Annotated in this window: 19 protein-coding genes; 7 read left to right on the plus strand and 12 right to left on the minus strand. The window is 72.1% G+C overall.

Annotated elements, in window-relative coordinates:
- Positions 1 to 30 precede the first annotated feature (30 nt).
- The 3 genes from PKF00_RS08775 (at position 31) to PKF00_RS08785 (ending at position 3,107) form a co-directional block, all read left to right on the plus strand.
- Positions 31 to 1,224, plus strand: a complete 1,194-nt coding sequence (locus PKF00_RS08775; protein ID WP_271216880.1) for a sensor histidine kinase — start codon at positions 31 to 33, stop codon at positions 1,222 to 1,224.
- Entirely contained in the window at positions 1,221 to 2,039 is an 819-nt protein-coding gene (locus PKF00_RS08780) for a response regulator (protein ID WP_309298380.1), read from the plus strand. Before PKF00_RS08775 ends, PKF00_RS08780 begins: the two co-directional genes overlap by 4 nt.
- A gap of 333 nt (positions 2,040 to 2,372) precedes the next feature.
- On the plus strand, positions 2,373 to 3,107 hold the full coding sequence (locus PKF00_RS08785; RefSeq protein WP_271216881.1) for a sulfite exporter TauE/SafE family protein: 735 nt from the start codon (positions 2,373 to 2,375) through the stop codon (positions 3,105 to 3,107).
- 221 nt (positions 3,108 to 3,328) lie between these two features.
- Here the strand turns inward: PKF00_RS08785 and PKF00_RS08790 are convergent, their stop codons facing one another.
- The 5 genes from PKF00_RS08790 to PKF00_RS08810 all read right to left on the minus strand — a co-directional run bounded on the left by PKF00_RS08790 (position 3,329) and on the right by PKF00_RS08810 (position 7,426).
- Complete coding sequence (locus PKF00_RS08790) at positions 3,329 to 4,288, minus strand: cation diffusion facilitator family transporter (protein WP_271216882.1); 960 nt, start codon at positions 4,286 to 4,288, stop codon at positions 3,329 to 3,331.
- 42 nt (positions 4,289 to 4,330) lie between these two features.
- On the minus strand, positions 4,331 to 5,437 hold the full coding sequence (locus tag PKF00_RS08795) for a bifunctional phosphoglucose/phosphomannose isomerase (RefSeq protein WP_271216883.1): 1,107 nt from the start codon (positions 5,435 to 5,437) through the stop codon (positions 4,331 to 4,333).
- Positions 5,434 to 5,607, minus strand: coding sequence for a Trm112 family protein (locus PKF00_RS08800; RefSeq protein ID WP_184712993.1), 174 nt, complete (start codon positions 5,605 to 5,607; stop codon positions 5,434 to 5,436). The genes PKF00_RS08795 and PKF00_RS08800 overlap by 4 nt, the downstream gene beginning before the upstream one ends.
- A gap of 4 nt (positions 5,608 to 5,611) precedes the next feature.
- Positions 5,612 to 6,964 carry a phosphomannomutase/phosphoglucomutase gene (locus tag PKF00_RS08805; RefSeq protein WP_271216884.1) on the minus strand — a complete coding sequence of 451 codons (1,353 nt, stop codon included), beginning with the start codon at positions 6,962 to 6,964 and terminating at the stop codon, positions 5,612 to 5,614.
- 93 nt (positions 6,965 to 7,057) lie between these two features.
- Complete coding sequence (locus tag PKF00_RS08810) at positions 7,058 to 7,426, minus strand: DUF3499 domain-containing protein (protein ID WP_271216885.1); 369 nt, start codon at positions 7,424 to 7,426, stop codon at positions 7,058 to 7,060.
- Positions 7,427 to 7,654: 228 nt separating this feature from the next.
- On the opposite strand from PKF00_RS08810, the gene PKF00_RS08815 reads away from it, so the two are divergent.
- Positions 7,655 to 8,050, plus strand: coding sequence for a metallopeptidase family protein (locus PKF00_RS08815; RefSeq protein WP_271216886.1), 396 nt, complete (start codon positions 7,655 to 7,657; stop codon positions 8,048 to 8,050).
- Between the two features lie 190 nt (positions 8,051 to 8,240).
- Here the strand turns inward: PKF00_RS08815 and PKF00_RS08820 are convergent, their stop codons facing one another.
- The 4 genes from PKF00_RS08820 to PKF00_RS08835 form a co-directional block, all read right to left on the minus strand.
- Positions 8,241 to 9,656, minus strand: a complete 1,416-nt coding sequence (locus tag PKF00_RS08820) for a DUF5719 family protein (protein WP_271216887.1) — start codon at positions 9,654 to 9,656, stop codon at positions 8,241 to 8,243.
- Positions 9,653 to 12,514, minus strand: a complete 2,862-nt coding sequence (locus tag PKF00_RS08825; RefSeq protein WP_271216888.1) for a glycosyltransferase family 2 protein — start codon at positions 12,512 to 12,514, stop codon at positions 9,653 to 9,655. Before PKF00_RS08825 ends, PKF00_RS08820 begins: the two co-directional genes overlap by 4 nt.
- A gap of 159 nt (positions 12,515 to 12,673) precedes the next feature.
- Positions 12,674 to 12,934 (minus strand): WhiB family transcriptional regulator, encoded by a 261-nt coding sequence (locus tag PKF00_RS08830; protein WP_012888122.1) that lies wholly within the window; start codon positions 12,932 to 12,934, stop codon positions 12,674 to 12,676.
- A gap of 228 nt (positions 12,935 to 13,162) precedes the next feature.
- Positions 13,163 to 15,268: a hypothetical protein gene (locus PKF00_RS08835; protein WP_271216889.1), complete on the minus strand. Its 2,106-nt coding sequence runs from the start codon at positions 15,266 to 15,268 to the stop codon at positions 13,163 to 13,165.
- Between the two features lie 250 nt (positions 15,269 to 15,518).
- Between PKF00_RS08835 and cofD the strand changes: the two genes are divergently transcribed.
- Positions 15,519 to 16,538 (plus strand): 2-phospho-L-lactate transferase, encoded by a 1,020-nt coding sequence (cofD, locus tag PKF00_RS08840; RefSeq protein WP_271216890.1) that lies wholly within the window; start codon positions 15,519 to 15,521, stop codon positions 16,536 to 16,538.
- Positions 16,535 to 17,854 carry a coenzyme F420-0:L-glutamate ligase gene (locus PKF00_RS08845; protein WP_271216891.1) on the plus strand — a complete coding sequence of 440 codons (1,320 nt, stop codon included), beginning with the start codon at positions 16,535 to 16,537 and terminating at the stop codon, positions 17,852 to 17,854. Before cofD ends, PKF00_RS08845 begins: the two co-directional genes overlap by 4 nt.
- Before the next feature lie 119 nt (positions 17,855 to 17,973).
- Here PKF00_RS08845 and PKF00_RS08850 read toward each other — a convergent pair whose 3' ends face one another.
- Positions 17,974 to 19,029 (minus strand): sigma-70 family RNA polymerase sigma factor, encoded by a 1,056-nt coding sequence (locus PKF00_RS08850; RefSeq protein ID WP_271216892.1) that lies wholly within the window; start codon positions 19,027 to 19,029, stop codon positions 17,974 to 17,976.
- A 108-nt stretch (positions 19,030 to 19,137) separates the two neighbouring features.
- Here PKF00_RS08850 and PKF00_RS08855 point away from each other — a divergent pair, with 108 nt between their 5' ends.
- Positions 19,138 to 20,007: an alpha/beta fold hydrolase gene (locus PKF00_RS08855; RefSeq protein ID WP_271216893.1), complete on the plus strand. Its 870-nt coding sequence runs from the start codon at positions 19,138 to 19,140 to the stop codon at positions 20,005 to 20,007.
- Between the two features lie 172 nt (positions 20,008 to 20,179).
- Here PKF00_RS08855 and PKF00_RS08860 read toward each other — a convergent pair whose 3' ends face one another.
- Entirely contained in the window at positions 20,180 to 20,434 is a 255-nt protein-coding gene (locus PKF00_RS08860; protein ID WP_271216894.1) for a hypothetical protein, read from the minus strand.
- 138 nt (positions 20,435 to 20,572) lie between these two features.
- Entirely contained in the window at positions 20,573 to 21,271 is a 699-nt protein-coding gene (locus tag PKF00_RS08865; protein WP_271216895.1) for a YoaK family protein, read from the minus strand.
- Between the last annotated feature and the right edge of the window lie 336 nt (positions 21,272 to 21,607).

Here is a 21,607-nt window from a genome sequence, read left to right on the forward strand (position 1 = left end):
CCGGGCCCGCGAGTCAGAAGAATTCACCTCATGAACCCCTCCACCTCGCCGTCCGCCCTCGAACAGGTCACGGCGGCCCTGAGATCCCCCTTTGCCAACCCGCGGCTCGTCGGCGACGTCCTGGTGACGTCGGCGCTGACGCTCATCGCGTGCGCGGAGGTCGTGGTCAGCCGCCTCGGCAGCGTCCCCGTTCTCGTCGCCGCCGTCATGGCGACCGCGCCCCACGTGGGCCGCCACATCGTGCCCCGGCAGACGGTCGCGCTCACCCTCCTCGGCGCCCTGGGCCTCGGCCTCGCCGGGTTCCGCCCGGACAACCTGCCGATCGCCGTGTACGTCTCCGGGCTGCTGTCCTTCTACACGCTTCTGCGCATGATGAGCCGTCGCGCCGCCTGGCTGCTGACCGGCTGCGTGACACTCGTCATGGCGGCCGCCGGCCTGCTCCTGTTCGCGCGCAGGGGCGTGGACGGCATGCTGTCCCTGGTCATGGAGAGCGAGGGGACCTGGTTCCTCCTCATGCTCACCGCCGTCGTCGGCACGGCGTTCCTCGCGGACACGCGGCGCAGCCGTACGGAGATCAGGGAGGTGCGCGCCGACAACCTGGAGAGCCTCAGGGAGCAGGCGGCAATGGCCGAGCGGGCCAGGATCGCCAGGGAGATGCACGACATCGTGGCCCACTCGGTCTCGATGATCGCCGTTCAGGCGGAGACCGCGCCCTACACGCTCGGTGACCTGGACGACAGGACGAAGCAGGAGTTCGCCGAGATCGCGACCTCGGCACGCACCACGCTCACCGAGATGCGCCGCCTGCTCGGCGTGCTGCGCGCCGACGTCACCACCGCTCCGGAGACCGCGCCGCAACCGGGGCTGGCGCGGCTTCCCGAACTGCTCGAACAGTACGAGGGCGAGGCCGACCTCGACGTGGTCGGCGAGGCGGCGCCGGTGCCGCAGGCCGTGGACGTCTCGGCCTACCGGATCGTCCAGGAGGCGCTGACCAACGCCCGCGTCCACGCGCGCGGAGCTCGTGTCTCGATCGAGCTCACCTACCGCCCCGGCCTGCTGGTGCTGCGGATCGCCGACGACGGCCCCGGCCCGTCGGGCGACACCTCGAACGGGCACGGCCTGGTCGGCATGCGGGAGCGGGCGCTGGCCCTCGGCGGCTGGTTCCAGGCGGGCCCCGGCCCGTCAGGGGGCTTCCTCATCCAGGCGGGCCTTCCCCTGGAATGACCTCCTCCGACCACCGCCGGGTCTCCTCCTCCGGCACGCCGTCACCGAGTTCCTCCGGCACGCCGTCACCGGACTCCCCCGGCACGACACCGTCAGCCGCCCCCGGCACGACGCCGTCAGCCGACCTCGGCACAGCACCGTCGGGCGATCCCGGCACGACGCCGTCGGGCGGCCGGATCCGCGTCCTGGTCGCCGACGACCAGCCCGTCGTGCTGCGCGGGTTCGCCGCGGTGCTCGACGCGCAGCCCGACCTCACCGTCGTGGGCACCGCCCCCGACGGCGTGCGGGCCGTGCGGCTGGCCGGGGAGACCCATCCGGACGTCGCACTGCTCGACATCCGGATGCCGGAGATGGACGGGATCGAGGCCGCCCGCCGGATCCTGGAGACCGAGACCACCAGGATCATCATGATCACCACGTTCGACCTGGACGACTACGTGTACGACGCGCTCACCGCGGGGGCGAGCGGGTTCCTGCTCAAGGACGTCAGGGCGGACGACCTGGCCGAGGCGGTCAGGACGGTGGCGCGCGGCGACGCGCTGCTGGCCCCGAAGGTCACCAGGCGGCTGATCGCCGAGTTCTCCCGGCAGCGGCGGCCCGTGACACCCGGCGGCTCGCTGACCCCGCGTGAGGTCGAGGTGCTGCGGCTGATCGCCCAGGGCCTGTCGAACGCCGAGATCGCGGCCCGTCTCGTGGTCACCGAGCACACCGTCAAGACCCACGTGGCCAGGCTGCTGGCCAAGCTGAACCTGCGCGACCGCACCCAGGCCGTCATCCACGCCTACGAGTCGGGCCTGGTGGTCCCGCGCGCGTGAGCCCCCTCTCCCAGAGACTCCCCGTCAGGAGAAAACTCCCAGAGACTCCCCGTCAGGAGAAAAGGAGTGGAAGAACCCGTCCCACGCGGCGAGACTCCTGGAGATGATCGGGGATCGAGATGGCTGGGCCGACCCCACGACTGAAGCCGAGGGTCCGCGCCCGAGTTTCTCGATCGACTCACACGGGTCGTTCACGGGGGGGCCGTCTTTGACATCCTCCCTGCCCGAAAGGACCGGGACTCCCGGCCGAAGCCGGGTGGTTCGCGGTTCACAGCCCCGCCCAGCGGCTGGAGGACTCCGCCCTGCAGGACGGGGCATCCATGCTGGAGGAACATGGTGACAGGCGGTTGGGGCGCCGACCTTCTGCTGGGCGGCATCGTCCTGGCGGGCGCGTCCGTGCAGCGGATGGCGGGCGTCGGATTCGCGCTCGTGGCGGTGCCCGCCCTGGTGGCGTTTCTCGGCCCGATTCAGGGGGTGGCTCTTTCGAACTGCGCGGCCGCCGCCATCAGCGCGATCGGACTCGCCACCGAATGGCGCGGGGTTCGTCTGGCCGCGATGGTGCCGCTGGTCCTCGCCGCCGCCTGCACCGTGCCGGTGGGAGCTCTGGTGGCCGGCTCCCTGCCCGCCCCCGTGCTGCTGGTCGGCATGGGGATCGTGGTGAGCGCGGCCGTGCTGCTGGTGATGCGTGGAGCCAGGGTGTCCGCCCTGCGTGGCATGGCAGGCGCGCTGACCGCCGGCGCCGCGAGCGGTTTCATGAACTCCTCGGCGGGAGTGGGCGGCCCCGCGGTGTCGTTGTACGCGGTGAACGCGGGCTGGACGGTGCGGGAGTTCGTGCCGAACGCGCAGTTCTACGGTGTCCTGGTCAACGGGTTCTCCCTCACCGCCAAGGGGCTGCCCCAGCTTTCGACCACCGCCTGGCTGCTGGCCGGCGTCGGGATCGCGGCGGGAGCCGTCATCGGCGAGATGGCGGCGGAGCGGGTGCCGGAGCGGCTCGCCCGGCGGACGGTGCTTCTGCTCGCGCTGACCGGGGGGCTCGTCACGGTGGGCAAGGGGCTGTCGGAACTGTGAGCCGCGGACCATGCGAAACGCTCGGCGGGGAAAGCACCGCCGAGCGTCTCTTCGCTTCCTTCAGGACGCGGTCAGTCACCGGGGCACGGCCAGGACGCGGTCGATCACCGTGTCATGGCGCGCCCCCTCCGGGCGCCACGGGACGGGGCCGTCAGGTCCTCCACGCCATGCGCGGCCCCTGTAGCGGCCCCTGTCAGCGGCCCCTGTCAGGGGCGGCCCTGTCAGGCGCGGCCGTTGGCCGAATGCGGGTCGGAGGCGACTCCGCCGACCCTGGCCCTGTCCAGGTCAGGCTCCAGGTAGATGACCCGGGCCATCGGCACCGCCGAGCGGATGCGCTGCTCCGCCTCGTCGATGCCCCTGGCGACCTCGGCCGCCGTGTCGTCGTGGTTGACCGCGATCTTCGCGGCGACCAGGATCTCCTCGGGGCCCAGGTGGAGCGTGCGCATGTGGATGACCCTGGCGACCTCGGGGGCGCTCTCCAGCGCGTCGATGATCTGCGTCTCGACCTCGGGGCCCGCGCTCTCACCGATCAGCAGCGACTTGGTCTCGATGGCGAGGATGATCGCGATGACGGCGAGGAGAACGCCGATCGCCATCGTGCCGACGCCGTCCCAGACGCCGTTGCCGGTGACCACGGCGAGCGTCACGCCGATCAGCGCGAGGACCAGTCCGACGAGGGCGCCCAGGTCCTCCAGCACGATGACCGGCAGCTCCGGCGACTTGGACCTGCGGATGAACTGCATCCAGGACTGGTTGCCGCGGAGCGGGTTGGACTCCTTGATCGCGGTGCGGAAGGAGAACGACTCCGCGATGATGGCGAAGATCAGGACTCCGAAGGCCACGATCGGCGTCTCCACCGGATGCGGGTCGCTGATCTTGTGCCAGCCCTCGTAGAGGGAGAAGAGCGCACCGATCGTGAACAGCACGACCGCGACCACGAAGGCGTAGAAGTATCGCTCCCTGCCGTAGCCGAACGGATGCTCCGGGGTGCGCTTGCGCTCGGCCCGCTTGCCTCCGACCAGCAGCAACACCTGGTTGCCCGAGTCGGCGAGTGAGTGGATCGACTCGGCAAGCATGGATGACGAGGTCGTGATCAGGAAGGCGACGAACTTGGCCGCCGCGATCGCAACGTTCGCGGCCAACGCCGCAATGATCGCCTTTGTACCGCCGCCCGCGCTCACGACAGCCTCCACTCATTTATTCCGAAAAAGACGAGAAGGATCCTATTGGGAAATTCTCGCCTTGAGCTCCGTGATGGCCGACACAGGGGTCGGGTCGATCCCGTACCCCAGAGCGAGGTATGTACTCGCGTAGTCTCCCAGCGCGATCAGGGTCGCGAGCCGCTCCAGCGGATGCAGGCCCTCCGCGACGATCTGGGTGACCGGCACGCCCCTGTCCTCCGCCATCCGCACCGACGCCTCGCGACGCCGCGCCACCTGCGGATGCTCCTCCACGTCTCGCAGCACGAACAGCCTCAGAGAGCGTCCCGCCTCGTCGGCGAAGATGTCGCGCCGGGCCAGCGGGCCGTCGAAGGCGACCACCTGGTTGTGGTTGACCTCGGGGATCTCTCCCCAGACCGCGGGGTACTTGCCGTTCTCGTTGAGCTGGGAGGCCCACCGGTAGGCCGCGACGGCGGCCAGCGGGGAGGACCCCCAGACCATCGGCACCGTCTCGGCCAGCTCCATGGCCAGCGACTTGCCGGGGTTGATGAAGGACTCGCTCGTCGGGCGGCACCGGTGGGCGACGTCCTCCAGGCGCGTGGCCACGGCCTCGAAGACCTCGTCGTCCAACTGGAGCAGGCCCAGCTCCGCCGCGACGACCACCAGCGGGATCGACAGCGCCCAGACGGCGGCACGCGGCTGCCCGCCGGTGGTGGCGGGCACGAACGGCGCGCCCGCCTGCCGGGCGACCGCGTGCAGCGGCGAGTCCACGGCGGCCAGCACGAGCAGGCGGCAGCCGCGGCGAACGGCCTCCATCGCCACCGCGATCGTCTCCTCGGTCTTCCCCGAGCACGACACCGCGATCACCAGGTCGGTCGCGCCGACCCAGCCGGGCAGCTGGTAGGACCGCACGGTCACGATCGGCAGCGGGGCGCCGTGACCGCACACCACGTCGAGAATGTCACCGGCGATGCCGGAACCGCCCATGCCCGCGACCACGATGGCGCGGGGCCTGCCGCCCCGGGTCACCGCGGTGAGATCCGCCTCCCGCGCGGCCCTGTGGGAGGTGCGGATCTGCGCCGCCGAGGCGGCCACCGCGCGCAGCATGCCCGAGGGGTCGCCGTCGACCAGCAGTGCTTGATCGTCGAGCCGATCCGGCTCCCAGCTCACGACTTCCGAGCCTCGTCGACCAGGAGGACCGGGATGTCGTCGCGCACGGGATAGACCAGCCCGCAGGAGGCGGAGGTGCACGAAAGCTCGTCCACCTCAGGCTCGGCACGCAGCGGAGACTTGCAGTTGGGGCAGGCCAGGATCTCCAGCAACCATTCGTCGATCTTCACTCGCTCAGCTCCTCACGACGGCGAGGACTTCGTCCCTGATCGCCGCCATCTGAATCTCGTCGGCCGCCTCGGCGTTCAGCCTGAGCAGCGGCTCGGTGTTGGACGGACGAAGATTGAACCACCAACCGGGGCCCGAGACGGTCATGCCGTCCAGCTCGTCGAACGTGACGCCGTCCCGGCCCTCGAACCTCTCCCTGACCCGCGCCGTCGCGGCCCGCTGGTCGGCGACCGTGCTGTTGATCTCTCCCGAGGCCGCGTAACGGGCGTAGCCGGCGAGGATCTCCGACAGCGGCCTGTCCTGCTCGCCCAGCGCGGCCAGCACGTGCAGCGCGGCCAGCATGCCGGTGTCGGCGAACCAGAAGTCCTTGAAGTAGTAGTGGGCGGAGTGCTCCCCGCCGAAGACCGCGCCGGTCCTGGCCATCTCGGCCTTGATGAACGAGTGGCCGACACGGGTCCTGACCGGCACCCCTCCGTGCTCGGCGACGATCTCGGGGACGCCCCGCGAGGTGATCAGGTTGTGGATGATCGTCGCGCCGGGCTGCTTGGCCAGCTCACGAGCCGCGACCAGCGCGGTGATCGTGGACGGGGAGACCGACTCCCCGCGCTCGTCGACGACCCAGCAGCGGTCGGCGTCGCCGTCGAAGGCCAGGCCGATGTCCGCGCCGACGTCGAGCACGGCCTTCTGCAGGTCGCGGAGGTTCTCCGGCTCGATCGGGTTGGCCTCGTGGTTGGGGAACGTGCCGTCCAGCTCGAAGTAGAGCGCGGTCAGCTCCAGGGGAAGCCCCTCGAAGACCACGGGCACCGTGTGCCCCGCCATCCCGTTGCCCGCGTCGACCACGACCCGCAGCGGCCGGACGGCGGACAGGTCGACGAGCGTGCGCAGATGGTCGGCGTAGCCGCGCAGCAGATCCCGCTCGGAGACGACGCCGCCGCCCTCGCCGCCGACCCCCGAGGCCAGGAGCTCGGCCGCCCTGTCGCGGATCTCGACGAGCCCGGTCTCCGCGCCGATCGGCACGGCTCCCGCCCTGCACATCTTCATGCCGTTGTAGCGGGCCGGGTTGTGGCTGGCGGTGAACATCACCCCGGGCACGGAGAGGCTGCCGCTGGCGTAGTAGAGCATGTCGGTCGACCCGAGACCCGTGTCGACCACGTCGGCCCCGCGCGAGGTGACCCCGCGGGCGAAGGCCGCGGCCAGCGGCCCCGAGGAGGCGCGCATGTCGTGCGCGACCGCCACGGTCGCGGCGCCGGTGACCTCCACGAAGGCCGCGCCGACCGCCTCCGCGGTCTCCTCGTCTAGCTCGTCCGGCACGACGCCGCGCACGTCGTACGCCTTGAAGATCCTGGCGAGGTCGCCCACTCCAGCTCCGCCCCTTTATCTCGTCTCTGCCGCCCCCAGCCTAGGCCCTGTCCCCAAGATCTTTCGCCTGCCTAGGAACAGGATCGGACAGGGTCAGCGGTCACGCTGGGGCTGCGCGGAGCGGAGCACTCTCAGATGCCCCCGGCGTCCGACCTCGACTCCCTGCCCGACGGGCTCGGTGCCGTTCGTCGGGGCCGGCCTGGCCGCCTCGCGGACGGCGTTGGCGAGTGCCTCGAGGTCGTCGGTGCTCGGCGGCGCGCCGTCGGTGGGAAGACGGACGACCTCCCAGCCACGGGGCGCGGTGAGCCGCTCGGCATGCTCGGCGCACAGGTCGTAACAGTGCGGCTCGGCGTACGTCGCCAAGGGCCCGAGAACGGCGGTCGAATCGGCGTAGACGTACGTGAGCGTGAATACGGCAGGCTGACTGCACGCGGTGCGGGAACAGCGGCGGACGGGGCTCACGGTGGGACCGTATCCGGTAAGCGTCCGAGGCGCCACTATCTGAGCGCTCTTAACGAGCGTGTCGCCACAATTCGGACACGTGTCCCGGCTTCCACCCCCCTGTACGGCTTGCACACCCTCCCGACAACCCCTTCCCACCACCGCCGCATGCGCGTCTAAGCTTGGCCCGTGAGCTCGGCACCCGGTAGACCTCGTCCTCCCCGCAGGCGCGACCGGCACGGTCGCGGCATGCGGGGTCCGCTGGCCCCCTCTCACGTGCCGATCGCCAAGTCGCGCAGCGAGCGCTTCGACGATCTCGTCCTGGACGCCGTGGACCGCCTCAAGCCCCGCTGGAGCAACCAGCTGGCGGCCGTCGAGTTCGCGGTCGAGGAGGTGCCTCCGGTCTCCGAGCTGGGTGACGGTCCGGGGCTGCTGTCCGGCGAGCCGATCCCGTTCGGCAGGGCGGAGCCCGCCGTGGGCAAGCGCCCCGCCGTCGTGATCATCTACCGCCGCCCCCTCGAGGCCAGGGCCCGCGACCGCGACCAGCTCGGCGCGATGGTGCACGACACCGTGGTCGAGCAGGTCGCCGGACTGCTGGGGTTGTCCCCTGAGTCGGTCGACCCTGGATACGACGAGGGCGACTAGGACGCGTTTCCCGGGGGTCGGCACTGCCGGGCAGCCACGCCCTGGGATTGAGCGGCGACCCGCCCTGAACCGGACCCGCCAGGCCGGAGGCCTGAACCCGCCAGAGCTCAGCCGAGACGGCCGGCCGGACCACCCGGACAACCCGGCGAACCGGCGTCGCCCCCCAAGCACGCGGCTTCAGGGAACAGCCTCAGGGCAGCACGGTCGCCACGGACTCGGTGATCGGCGGGACCAGTGCCCACACGCGGGCCGCGGCCAGCGGCTGGAGGGTCAGCGCCAGCCCCTTCTTGATCCGCTCGTCCATCACCCGCCCGCCGTACACAGGTCCCGAACCCGACGCGGGCAGCACCAGCACTCCGAAGGGGCCGTCCGTCTTGGGCAGGCTGACCTGTTTCGTACGGGCAGCGGGGATGTCCACCTCGAACGGTTCCGGCGCCTGCCCCTCTCGCGGCAGCACCTGCACGCTCACCCTCCCTGCCGCCTCCGGCGCGCTGAGCACCAGTCGGGAGCTCTTGTCCCCGCCGGTGCGGTTGTCCGCGACCACGCTGCCCAGGACGATCGGGGCCGCTCCCGCGGTGAAGGCCACGTCGGTCTTCTTCCCGGTTCCGGTGACGACGAGCCCGGCCACGATCGGGGTCTCCGAGGTGAGCACGATCGCGGAGGCCCGGCTCGCGATGCCGCTGGACAGGTCGAGGGTCGCGACGGACCCGGCGGGCACCTCGAGCAGTTCTTTGCCCTTGAGGGCGTAGGTCCCGTCCGGGGTGAGCGCCTTGACCTCGACCAGGGCGTCGGTCTCCGCGATCGAGGCGACCAACAGCTGACGTCCGCCGCCGCCTCCGGGGATTCCGGGGACCACGACGCGGGTCGCGGGGGGCGCGGAGGCGGGCAGCCAGTCGACGCCCCGGCCGCCGTGCATGACCGCCCGAGCCGCCGCGGTGACCCTGCCCGAGCTGGTGCGCACCTCGACGGCCATGACGAGCGGCGAGGGCGCCACGTCCTTGAGGTCGATCGTCCGGCTCTCACCCGGCCTGAGGATGATCACGTTGCCGGAGTCGCTGACCACCGGCCCCTCCCCGGCGTAGACCATGATCTCCACGGTGGCCGGGGCGGGGTAGGGGTTGGCGAGGTGGAGGGCGACGTCGGCCGCGGCGGGCCCGGGGCCGACCAGCCAGGTGCTCGCGGCGGGCTCGACGCACCGCACCCCGGCCAGTCCTCTGTGCGTGCCCGAGGTCTCCCTGCGGGTCTGCGACGCCTCAAGGCCCGCCGCCATGCTTCCCGTGGCCGTCACGACGAGCGGCCCCGACTTGGCCGGGATCTTCTCGTGCCAGAGGTTGCCCGGTGTCCGCGGGGGGTCGAGCCTCCTGTCGCCGACGGTGATCGCCGCCGCGCCGGGTCCCTGTCCTCCCGGCGGGGTGACGACGCCGACGGCGGTGTCGCCCGTGTCGGGGCAGACGGCCGTCACCGAGGCGACGGGCACCTTCCTCAGGCCCTGCGCGGGCTTGGCGAGGGCCTTCGGCTGGCTCGCGGAGGCGACTCCGTACAGGGCGAGCAGGGCGACCAGGACCAGGCCGAGAAGGCTGAACCGGTTCTCGATCAGGGATTTCATCGGGCGGACGGCTCTCTGGCTGGCTCGGACATGTCATGGGAGGCGTGGCCGTCCGCGGCCCGTGAGCCGGGCGCGGCCAGGATCGAGACGACCAGCGCCATCACGGCCTGGGCCCAGAGCCAGCGGCTGTGCCAGGGGTCGCCCGGCGGCGTGGGGGGAACCGTGACCGGCTGGGTCAGCCGCCACACGCCGAGCGTGCGCGACAGGCTCATTCTTGCCAGCGCGGGCTGGGAGTCGAGCGCGTCGCTGATCTCCTGGCTCACCGGCGGGCTCACCACGACGAACCGGATCCCGTAGGCGGCCAGCACGCCCGCGTCGTCGCCGCCTCTGCCCGAGGCCAGTCCGGCCGCCGCGACGGCGACCCGCTCCCTCGGCCCCGGCGGCGTGGGGATGTCCGCCTCGCCGACCAGCGGGGTACGGCCGCGCAGCACGGTGAAGGTCAGTCCCTCGTCCTGCGCGCGCAGAAGCAGGGTCCGCTCGCCTCCGCCCGAGTTGAGCGCGGCCAGCGCGGGCATCACGTCGCGGACGTTCCCGTCGAGGGGTCCCCTGACGCCTCCGGTGACCCACATGCCCGCCGCGAGCACCGGTGTGGAGAAGGCGATCGCCACGACCACGAGCGCGGCGACCCTGCGAAGCCCTCCCGCCGCCCTGAACTCGGCGATCCGGTCGGCGGTGAGCGCGGCCACCACGAGCATGCCGGTCGCGGCGAGGGCCAGCGGCACGCCCGGCCAGGCGGGGGCCTGCGCGTCGGCGTTCAGCGAGGTGACCTGGGTCCGGCTGACCAGGATCGCCACCAGCACGCCGAAGAGCGCGACGCCCCAGCCGACGGCGATGACCATCCGGTTGCGGCGCATCAGCAGCGCGGCCAGGCAGGCGGCGATGAGGCCGCCGGTCACCCAGAGCGGCGGCATGCCGGGGCCGCCCGGGCTGAGCAGCAGCAGCGAGGAGGCGGGCAACGAGGCGTCGACCAGGTCGGGCTGGTGCAGTCCCGCCTCGAGCAGGAGCTGACCCGGGTTGGCGACCACCTGGGCCAGCCAGGGGAACAGCAGCGCCACGGGAACGCCGAAGGCGATGACCACCGAGCCGGTGAGTCCCTTGCGCGGGAAGGCGAGCGCGGCCAGCGCGCCGAGGACCAGCGTGAGCGGGTAGACGAGCGGGGCGAAGGCCGTGCCGACCGTGAGCAGGAGGCCGAGGCCCCAGGCCGCGCGGCGCACCCTGCGGCCCTGTCCGGTCAGCAGCGTGGTGGCCAGCGCCGCGTAGACGGGCAGCAGCGTGAAGACCACGGCGGTGCCGAGCCTTCCGCTCGCGACGGCTCCTGTGGCGACGGGCAGCAACGCGTACGAGGAGGCCAGCCAGACGCGGGTCCACCGCCCGCGGATCATCGACCTGGTCGCCGCGTAGGCGGAGAGTCCCGCCAGCGGCACGCAGCCCAGCAGCAGCACGGTGACCGCGAGCCAGGGCTTGCCGAACAGCACCGTGGAGAGCAGGGCGAGCACCGCGACGTACGGCGGCGCCCAGGCGTCGCTGCCGAGACCCGCCTGGTGGTAGCCCTCGGCGTAGAGGCGCCACAGGTCGGAGGAGCCGCCGATCACCGGGACCAGCGCGCCGCCTCCGAGGCGCGAGCCGCCGATCAGCCCGCGTTCGGCGACGAGCGTGACGGCGATCAGGACCAGCAGGAGCAGCGTCCCCGGGTTGCCGAAGAACCGCCGCGTGGCCCCGGCGTCGTCGGTGAGCAGCTCCTCCCCGTCCTCCTGCGCGAGGCCGGCGGCGTGGTGGCGGCCCGCGGACTCCACGAAACCGGTCCCGGCGAGATAGCTCTGGAACCGGTCGGCGAGCCGCCGGTAACCGGCGCCCGGCGGGGTGAGCAGCATCGCCGCCGCCGCGCCGTTCCGTCTCCTGCTCGCGGCGCGGGCGCGGCGGGCCCTGACGAGCCTGCTCGGATGCCCGATCACGGAGCCGAGCGCGAGGGCCTCGTCCAGCGCGTTGGCGGGCTGCTTGGCGACCAGGAACAGCAGCGTGTGGAAGAGCGAGCTCGCGAGGTTGCGGACCAGCGCCCACGGCAGCGACCGCAACGGCAGGTTCGCCATGACCACGAACATGGCGTTGCGGCGGTCGAGGCGGCGGGGGTGGTCGCCGCTGACGGTGATGCGGCGGCGTCTCCTGCTCGCGGCCTCCGCGTGCCAGGCGACCGCGTCGGTGACGTTGCGCACCCGGTATCCGGCGGCCCTGACCCGCCAGCACAGGTCGAGGTCGTCGCGGAACAGCGGCAGGAAGGGGTCGAGCCCGCCGACCTCCTCCCAGACGTCCCTGCGGATCAGCATGCCCGCCGTCGAGACCGATAGCACGTCCCTGAGACCGGCGTACTGCCCCTGGTCGAACTCGCGGGGGTCGATCCCGGTGTCCCTGCGGCCCCTCAGGTCGACGGTGACGCCGACTTCGAGCAGGAGCCTGCGGTCCAGCCAGTCGAGGAGCTTGGGGCCGAGCACCCCGGCCTGCGGGTCCTCGTCGGCGGCCCGCAGGAGGGCTTCGAGGGCGCCCTCGTCCGGCGCGCAGTCGTCGTGCAGCAGCCAGATCCACTCCTGTCCCTCCGCCGGACCCAGCTTGCCGAGGACGGTGGTGACGGCCTCGCCGAAGCTCGTCGAGCGTGGAAGGGTGAGGACGGCGCTGCGGCCCAGGGTGCCGGTCAGCAACGCGGCGCTGCCGTCTCTGCTGCCGTTGTCGACCCCGACCGCCCGGTCGACGGGGCGGGTCTGCCCCAGCAGCGCGTCGAGGGTCTCCCTCAGCCAACGAGCGCCGTCGTGGGCCACGACGATCGCGGTGACGGTGTGGTGGGGGTTGGGGGAGTCGGTGATGGACATGCGTCCCGTGTTCAGGAGGAGCTGATGATCGGCGCGACCACGATACGGCACCCTCTGTCAGGCTATGCCTGATGCACGAAAAAAGGGTCACGTGGCCGCAGGCCACGTGACCCCCCGATATATGATCAAACGCTCACAGTGAGCGTGTGAACCTCTTCCTCAGACCGCCTCACGCTTGATCCTGCGGCGTTCCCGCTCTGAGAGACCCCCCCAGATCCCGAACCGCTCGTCATGCTCGAGGGCGTACTCAAGGCATTCGGCACGCACCTCGCACGAGCGGCAGACCTTCTTGGCCTCCCGAGTGGATCCCCCCTTCTCCGGGAAGAACGCCTCAGGGTCGGTCTGCGCGCACAGCGCGCGTTCCTGCCAACCAAGCTGCTCTTCAGCGATGCTGTCCTGTGCGATGACCAGGTCGGCCACTGCACACCTCCCTGCCACCCGCCCGCAAATGGAGCCCCCCTATGAACGCCTCCCTCTTACCCACCAGCAGGAAGGCGTAACAACACGTGTGTAATTACACGCGCGTGGCCTGTGTGACGTCAAGCGGCATGCCGGTATCCGGGGAAAGACCTGCTCTCCCCGGTTCTGGGTCGTGTGCCTGCCTGGACCGGCGACCGTCCGGACGTCCGTGACGATCGCCTGGCCCGTTCAGTGCTCTCGGCGGTCGGAACCGTACCAGGACATGTTCTGCTCCTGACCGGGGCCCACCCTTTCTCTGTCCGAGCTTTCCTCTCCGGTGACCTGAGCCGAGCGCTCGGGCTTGTATATCGCGGTCGGGTCGATGGGCTGGGAGTCCCAGGACCTCGCGGACGGGCTGGGCCCGCTGAGCGGATCTCCCTGGTAGGCGGCGGGGTCGAACCTGAGCGTCGTCTCCGCCGGGGTCTCCCACTGGCCGCCCTGCTGGTACGGCTGCTGCGCCGGGGGCGCCTGCTGGGCCTGCGGGTGGCCGAACGGGTCGTCGTAGGAGCCGCCCGCCTGCGAGGAGGTGTACTCGGGGACCCTCAGCTGCGGCTCGGTTCCCCCCTGTGACGTGGGCTGCGAGACGCCCTGCGACTGCTGGTAGCTCTCCGCCTGCTGGTAGGCCTGCGCCATCTGCTGGGAGCGGAGGTCGACCGGGTCGGGGGCGGGAGCCGGGTAGTGCAGGTTCGGCTCGGTCTGGCGGGCGTACTCCGCGCCGGAGTAACCGGTGAACGGCTGGCCGTAGTTCTCCGGCGGCTGCGGGAAGCCCTGCTGTCCCTGGCTGTCGAAGGAGAGCCTCGGCTGGCTGTCGGAGCCGCTGTACGGCGAGGCCCCCTGCGCCTCGGACTGCGCCGCGTAGAAGGGAGCCTGCTGTTCGGGCTGCTGGGCGTAGCCGGGAAGCTGAGGCTCGGCGGGCGGGGTGTAACCGGGAAGCTGGGGGTCGGTGTACGCGGAGGCCTGCGGCTGCTCGGCCGGGGCGGCGTAGCCCGGCGGGTCGTAGGCGGTCGCCGGTGAGTCGTAGGCCGTGGCCGGTGAGTCGTAGGCCGTGGCGGGCGGGTCGTAGGCCGCACCCTGGGACTCGTACGGCTTGGCCTGGGGCTGCGCGTCCGCGGGGACGTACGGCCCTGGGGTGTAGACCTCGGCGGAGGACGGGGAGGCGGGCTGCGCCGGGGACTGGCCGTAGGAGGAGGGCTGCGTGCCGTACGGCTGGCTGTCCCCCGGCTGCGGGTAGGAGGCGGGGGAACCCGGCGAGCTCTGGGAGGTCTGGGGGTAGGCCTCGTTCGGGGAGGAGCCGTAGCCGTGCGCCTGGCCGTATCCCTCCGCCGCGCCCGTGGAGGCGCTGGAGCTCGGCGCGGGGGGAAGCGCGGGCGGGCTGTAGGGAAGCTGGACCATCGGGGCGGGCTGGGCCTGCTGCGGGTAGGCGTTCCCGCTCTGGTCATGCCCGGGGAAGCCGTGCTGGGAGGTCTGCTCCTGGGCGTGGAAGCCCTGGTGGGGGGCCTGATGGGAAGGCTGGTGGGAGGGCTGGTCGTGCGGCGGGAAGCCCTGCTGTTGGAGCGGCTCCTGAACGTGGAAGCCCGGCTGCGCGCCCTGCTCGTACGGCGGGAAGCCCTGCTGCTGGGCCTGGTCCTGCGGGTGGAAGCCCTGCTGGGGAGCGGCCTGCTCGTGCGGCGCGTAGCCGTGCTGGGCGGCCTGGTCCAGGGTGTGAAGTCCCGGGGGCGGGACCTGAGGAGCGCCCTGGGGCGGGAGCTGAGCGCCCTGGGGGCCCGCGGGGCCGCCCTGCGGGGTGGCGTATTGTTCCTGCGAGGGGAAGATCGGGCCGTGGGGAACGGCGGAGCCCTTCGTCCCCGAGGCTCTCGCGGCCGACCCGGCGGAGGCGGCCCTCGGCAGCAGGTAGGCCAGGGCGAGGCCGGTCAGCGCGAGGGTCGGGAGGGTGAGGACGAAGAACTCGAACTTCTCCCTGAAGTCCGTCTCCCCGGCGAACAGGGCGCCGAACAGGCCGACCGTGCCGAAGAGCGCCGCCAGCCCGAGCGCGCCCAGGGCCACCTGGACCATGAGCTTCAGCCGGTCGATCGCCGGACCCGCGTTGCCCGCCAGGAGGACGGCGCCGACGAGCAGTGCGGTGGTCACCGGAGAGGTGAAATCGTCCACCTTGGTGGCGGCGCGAAACGCGAAGGATGTTCCCGACGATGTACTGAACAGAAGCTGCTCGACGCCGATGAGAACGCGCGTGGACGCTACGGCGATCATGAGCCACGCGGCCGGCTCTCTGAGCCTGCTCGCCTCGACATTGATCACAACTACCCCCAAAGGGTCCTCAGGTAAACCCGGGCCAAGTTTTGCACACGGCTGACTTAGGTGGCGGGAGACCCAGGAAGCCCATGAATCTCATAAGTACTTCATAGCACCCTATTAGGACATATTTCGGACAGCTCCTGAGCCGACCCTGCCAGCGAAGACGCCTCTCATAACGATCAAGACAAGTCGGCTTCCCCGTGGTGTCGGGCCCTCCGAACAGCGCGGTCCGGGCAGTGAAACACTGGACGGCATGCGCATTGTGTCCCTCGCCGGCGGAATTGGCGGCGCCCGTTTCCTGCGCGGCCTCCTCACCGCCGCTCCCGACTCCGAGATCACCGTCATCGGCAACACCGGTGACGACATCACCCTGTACGGCCTGCAGGTCTGCCCCGACCTGGACACCGTGATGTACACCCTGGGCGGCGGCATCGACGAGGAGCAGGGCTGGGGCAGACAGAAGGAGACACACGTCGTCAAGGAGGAGCTGGCCGCCTACGGCGTCGAGCCGCAGTGGTTCGGCCTCGGCGACCGCGACTTCGCCACCCACATCGTCCGTACCCAGATGCTCTCCGCCGGATATCCCCTGTCCGCTGTCACCGAGGCGCTGTGCGCGCGCTGGCAGCCGGGCGTGCGGCTGATCCCGATGACCGACGACCGGACGGAGACCCATGTGGTCATCTCCGACGAGCGTGGCCGCAGGGCCGTGCACTTCCAGGAGTGGTGGGTACGGCTGCGCGCCTCGGTGCCCGCCGAGCAGATCATCCTGGTCGGCGCGGACGAGGCCCGTCCCGCGCCCGGTGTGCTCCAGGCCGTCGCCGACGCCGACGTGGTGATCCTGCCGCCGTCCAACCCGGTGGTCAGCATCGGCACGATCCTGCAGATCAGGGGCATCCGCGAGGCGCTGGAGGCCAAGACCGTCGTCGGCGTCTCCCCCATCGTCGGCGGCGCGCCGGTCCGCGGCATGGCGGACGCCTGCCTCACCGCGATCGGCGTCGAGACCACCGCCCAGGCGGTCCTGGAACTGTACGGCTCACCGCTGGTGAACGGCTGGCTGGTCGCGGAGGAGGACGCGGGGGTCGCCCTCGACGGCGTGCGCGTCGAGGCCCGCCCCCTGATCATGCACGACGTCGAGTCGGCCGCCGCGATCGCCGGGGCCGCCCTCGACCTGGCCACGGCGCTCGCCGGAATCACCGGGACCGGCACAGGGACCGGGACAGGCTCGGGCCGGGCCGGGCAGTCGGACGCGGGCCGGGACGAGGCCGCCCGATGAGCAGGATCCGCCGCATCCAGGACGACCGCCCGGACGCCCGGCTGGAGATCTTCGCGATCCCCGGGATCCCGGAGGTCCGGGAGGGCGACGACGTCGGGGAGCTGATCGCCGCCGCCGTGCCGGACCTTCGCGACGGCGACATCCTCGTCGTCACCTCCAAGATCTCCAGCAAGGCCGAGGGCCGGGTCCGCAGAGGCGTCAGCCGTGTCGAGGCCGTCGCGGCGGAGACCACGAGGGTCGTCGCCCGCAGGGGCGAGACGGTGATCGCGCAGACCGCGCACGGTTTCGTCATGGCCGCCGCCGGGGTCGACGCCTCGAACACCGAGTCCGGCACCGTCGTGCTGCTCCCCGTCGACCCGGACGCCTCGGCGGCCGCGGTGCGTGCGAGCGTCAGGCGGCGGCTCGGCGTCTCGGTCGGCGTGGTCGTCTCCGACACCTTCGGCCGCCCGTGGCGCAACGGCCAGACCGACATGGCGATCGGCGTCGCCGGGCTGACGCCCATGCTCGACTACCGGGGCATGTCCGACGACCACGGCAACGCGCTCGAGGTCACCATGACCGCGGTCGCCGACGAGTTCGCCGCGGCGGGCGACCTGGTCAAGGGCAAGCTCGCGCAGACCCCGGTCGCGGTGATCAGGGGGATGGCCGAGTACACCACGGAGGAGGACGGCCCCGGCGTCCGCGAACTGGTCCGCCAGCCGGAGGACGACATGTTCCGGTACGGCTCCCGTGACGTGCTCTTCGCCCGCAGGACGGTGCGCGAGTTCGCCGCCGAGCCGGTCGACGGCGCAAAGGTCCGCAGGGCGGTCGAGGCCGCGATCGCCGCGCCCGCCCCGCACCACACGACCCCGTGGCGTTTCGTGCTGCTGGAGTCGCCCGAGATCCGCGCCAAGCTGCTCGACGCCATGCGCGAGGCCTGGATCGCCGACCTGCGCGGCGACGGCTTCTCCGAGGAGGCGATCGCGAGAAGGGTCAGGCGGGGAGACGTGCTGCGCGGCGCGCCGTACCTCGTGGTGCCCTGCCTGGTCATGGACGGCTCGCACACCTACCGCGACGACCGGCGCAACGCCGCCGAGCGCGAGATGTTCGTGGTCGCGGCGGGCGCGGGGGTGCAGAACCTCCTGGTCCAGCTCGCGGTCGAGGGTCTGGGCTCGGCCTGGGTCTCCTCCACCATGTTCTGCCGCCAGGTGGTGCGCGAGGTGCTCGACCTGCCCGCGAACTGGGACCCCATGGGCGCGGTGGCCGTCGGCCGCCCCGCCGCCCCGCCGCGCGACCGCGCCCCCAGACAGGCCGCCGACTTCATCGTGGTCCGCTGAGCGGATGACCCGCTGACCAGGTGACGGATGCCCGGGATCGGGGGCGGGTCCCGGGCCGTCTCCTGGCCGTGCACGGACGGCGGAGTCCGCCGAGCGGACGGCCGTCGCCGCCGCCCGGGTCAGGGCAGTGCGTCGGGCAGCCCGAATCCCGCGAAGTGGCCGGAGCCGAGGAACGAGGTGACCTCGGCGATCCGCCCGCCGCGCAGGGTCAGCACGTCGACCGCCCAGCCCAGGTGCGCGCCGGCCTCGTCGTCCCACAGGTAGCAGCCCACGCCGGGCTGGCCGTTCGCGCCGGTCGGCAGGTGCCGCCAGCTCCCGCAGCCGGTCAGCGGGATTCGTACGGCGAAGTCGGTGACGGCCTCGATGCCGCGGTACCAGTGCCCCAGCGGCGGCATCGACCAGGTGACGTCCTCGGTGAGCAGCGCCACCAGGGCGTCGGCGTCGCCGCGTTCCAACGCGGCGGAGTAACCGGCGACGACCTCCCGCACCCGGGCGTCGCCGATCCGGCGCAGCGTCCGCTGCTGGGTGAGGGAGGGAACCCGCTCCGCGACGACCCTGCGGGCCCGCGCCAGGGCGGAGTTCACCGACGTGGCCGAGGTGTCCATCATGGCGGCGATCTCGGCGGCGGAGAAGCCGAGGACCTCGAACAGCAGCAGCGCCGCCCGCTGGTTGCCCGGCAGGTGCTGCAGGGCGGCGACGAAGGCCAGCTCGACGGCTTCGCGCTGCTCGTAGCGCGCCCCCGGACCGGCCGGGCCGTCGGCGAGGCCCGCGTCGGGGTAGGGCCCCAGCCAGGCGACCTCGGTCAGCGGGACGTCGCCGACCACGACTCGGTCGCTGGACGGGCCGAGATCGACGGGCAGGGCCCGCCTGCCACGGGTCTCGACGGCGTCCAGGCAGGTGCGGGTGGCCACGGTGTAGAGCCACGAGCGCAGCGAGCTGCGGCCCTCGAAGCGCGCGAGCCCCCGCCACGCCCGCAGCAGGGCCTCCTGCAGGGCGTCGTCGGCGTCGTGGGCGGAGCCGAGCATGCGATAGCAGTGGGCGTGCAGTTCCCGCTGCAACGGCCGGACGAGACGGGTGAACGCGTCGTCGTCCCCGTCGCGCGCCCGGGCCAGATCGAAATCCTCCACCCCCTGCACGGCGGGCTCGGCGGTCCGCGTGGAAAAAACTTCGCTCACACCGACGATTCTTCCCCACGGCGGGAGTCTCCCTTTTCGGCCGGGCACCGGGGCTCCGGCCGACCCTCGGTTCCGGCCGGATGTCACAGCACCGTTCCAGGAGATCTCATGAACCACACGACGACCGTCACCACCGGCTCCCTCAGGGTTCCCGACGCCACACTGCACTACGAGGTGCGGGGCCAGGGTCCCCTCGTGGTGCTCGTCGGCGCCCCCATGCACGCCGTGTTCTTCGCGCCGCTGGCCGACCTGCTCGCCGCCGACCACACGGTGCTCACCACCGACCCGCGAGGCCTCAACCGCAGCCTCCTGGACGACCCCGACCAGGACTCGACCCCGGAGATGCGCGCCGACGACCTCTCCCGGCTCCTGGCCCACCTCGACGCCGGTCCGGCCGCGGTCTTCGGCTCCAGCGGCGGCGCCGTCACCGCGCTGGCGCTCGCCCTCGCCCACCCTGAGCAGGTGCACACCGTGATCGCGCACGAGCCCCCGCTGAACCGCGTGCTCGACGACCGCGAGGCGCGCGACGCCGCGGTCGAGGACATCATCGCCACCTACGCCTCCGGCGACGTCGGGGGCGCCTGGACCAAGTTCCTGGTCAACGCCAACATCACGTTCCCCGAGACCGAGGAGTCCGCCGACGCGCACGGGGCGCCGCCGACCGAGGCCGCCGACGCGCACGCGACGCCCGCCGAGCCCGACCCGCAGCAGGTCGCGGACGAGCGTTTCTGGTTCCTGCACGAGATGCGCGCGACCACCCACTGGCAGCCCGACGTCGCCGCCCTGCGCGCCGGACCGACCCGCATCGTGGTCGGCGTCGGGAAGGAGTCGGCCGGACAGTTCTGCGACCTCACGTCGGCCGCGCTCGCCGCGGCGCTCGGCACGGAGCCGACGTTCTTTCCCGGCGGCCACATCGCCTTCGCCGACGACCCCGCCGGATTCCTCCCCCGGCTGCGCGAGGTCCTGCGCGGAAACTGAGCGACGAGGCCGGGATCACCGCTCCCGGAAGTGCCGCCGACGGGAGGACCTCTCCCGGCGGCGGCGCCCCGGCGCGGCGACCGTTCGCCCTCGCCGTGCCCGCGTCGTCCGCACCCGGCGGAGGGCCGAGGACCCTCCGCCGGGCGCCACGGCCCTCTCCGGCGAAGCGGCCTCAACTCTGGCGGAGCGCGTTGGTGAGCACCGCGAACAGGACCAGCGCCCCCAGACCGACCACGATCATGCCCCGGACCGCGGCCCAGGCCGCCGCCTTCGCTCCCGGGATCTTCGCCGCCGCCTCCGCCGCGGCCTTGATCGCCTTCCCCCATCCCGCCCAGGTGTCCACGGTCCGCTGGAAGCGTCGCCCGACGAGGAACAGGGACACCGCGATCACCACGACGACGAGAACCCGTACGTCCGAGCCGCCCATGAGCACACTCCTACTGGGAGGGGAGCAGATTTCGCGACTCAGCGTAGTTTAATGACTACGCAAAGGAAGGGGAACGGCTCGGAAAGCCGGTGCCGTCGTGAGCGTCGGAGAATCTCAAGGGCGTCGGCCGCGAAGCCCTCACCTGGCTCCGTCGTGCCGGACGGAGCGGGAGGCGACGGCGACGGTCACGAGCAGGATCAGGGCCGCCGCCAGCGCGGACACCGGACCGACGTTGAGGTGGAGCGCGGCGCCCGCCAACGCGCCGCAGAACAGCGCGGCGACCAGGACCGACCTGCGCAGCCCCGCCCGCCCCGGTGGATCGACGGCCAGACGGGTGAGGGTGCTGGTGAGGACGGTGATCGTGATCAGGTCGGGCACCGCGAGGCGGTGCGCGGCGGCGTTCTGCATGCCCATGCCGTAGCCGAGCAGCCCGATGAGCGCCACCTGCGCGCCCGTCTCGCGGTATCCCGCCAGCCAGGCCACCATGAGGGCGACGGCGACCAGGACCGCGTGCGCGACCGTGAGGGCGGTGAACTCCCGCCGGACGTCCCGCATCCGCCCGGCGAGGCGTCCCGCGCTCCACGCCCCGGAGACGAAGGCGGCCAGGGCGAGGAGCGAGGCCCACGCCGACAGCTGGGAGTCACCTGCCAGGGCGAAGCCGAGGAAGACCACGTTGCCGGTCATGTTGGCGACGAAGACCCGGTTCAGCCCGAGGAAGCTGACGGCGTCCACGAGGCCGGTCGTGGCGGTCAGCACGATCAGCAGCGCCGGCAGGATGCCGTGCCTGTTCTCGCCGCGGACGAACAACGCATCGGAGACCCATCTCAACCCGCCCATCACGGGCGCCCCTGCGCAGGGGTTCCGTGCCGGGGTCGCGGACCGGCTCGCATGCGTTCTCCTCGATGCCAGGGCGGTGCGGGCCCATGGTCGTCCCCGCGCCGACAGACGCCTCGTAACTGGGACACTGCCCAGCTCAACCAGGTGTAGTGCAGGCGGAGCGCCCTTCGCGAAGCCACGAGCCGCCCCCTGCCCCTCGACGTCCCTCGGGAACCGAGGAGAACCCGGGCCTTCGCCGTCGACGTGCAGGGACGCGAACCGCATCTCCTCCGTGGCGGTCGCGCCCGCCCCGAACCGTCCGACGCGTGATACATATGTAAGATATAAATGACAGGT

It is taken from the genome of Streptosporangium carneum (assembly GCF_027922005.1).
In the GTDB taxonomy this organism is placed as follows: domain Bacteria; phylum Actinomycetota; class Actinomycetes; order Streptosporangiales; family Streptosporangiaceae; genus Streptosporangium; species Streptosporangium carneum.

Bases quoted from the DNA above. Each gene is read 5' to 3' on its own strand.
- PKF00_RS08775 (WP_271216880.1), top strand. From the start codon at position 31: ATGAACCCCTCCACCTCGCCGTCCGCCCTCGAACAGGTCACGGCGGCC.
- PKF00_RS08780 (WP_309298380.1), top strand. From the start codon at position 1,221: ATGACCTCCTCCGACCACCGCCGGGTCTCCTCCTCCGGCACGCCGTCA.
- PKF00_RS08785 (WP_271216881.1), top strand. From the start codon at position 2,373: ATGGTGACAGGCGGTTGGGGCGCCGACCTTCTGCTGGGCGGCATCGTC.
- PKF00_RS08815 (WP_271216886.1), top strand. From the start codon at position 7,655: ATGCGGGGTCCGCTGGCCCCCTCTCACGTGCCGATCGCCAAGTCGCGC.
- PKF00_RS08820 (WP_271216887.1), bottom strand. From the start codon at position 9,656: ATGAAATCCCTGATCGAGAACCGGTTCAGCCTTCTCGGCCTGGTCCTG.
- PKF00_RS08825 (WP_271216888.1), bottom strand. From the start codon at position 12,514: ATGTCCATCACCGACTCCCCCAACCCCCACCACACCGTCACCGCGATC.
- cofD (WP_271216890.1), top strand. From the start codon at position 15,519: ATGCGCATTGTGTCCCTCGCCGGCGGAATTGGCGGCGCCCGTTTCCTG.
- PKF00_RS08845 (WP_271216891.1), top strand. From the start codon at position 16,535: ATGAGCAGGATCCGCCGCATCCAGGACGACCGCCCGGACGCCCGGCTG.
- PKF00_RS08855 (WP_271216893.1), top strand. From the start codon at position 19,138: ATGAACCACACGACGACCGTCACCACCGGCTCCCTCAGGGTTCCCGAC.
- PKF00_RS08860 (WP_271216894.1), bottom strand. From the start codon at position 20,434: ATGGGCGGCTCGGACGTACGGGTTCTCGTCGTCGTGGTGATCGCGGTG.
- PKF00_RS08865 (WP_271216895.1), bottom strand. From the start codon at position 21,271: ATGGGCGGGTTGAGATGGGTCTCCGATGCGTTGTTCGTCCGCGGCGAG.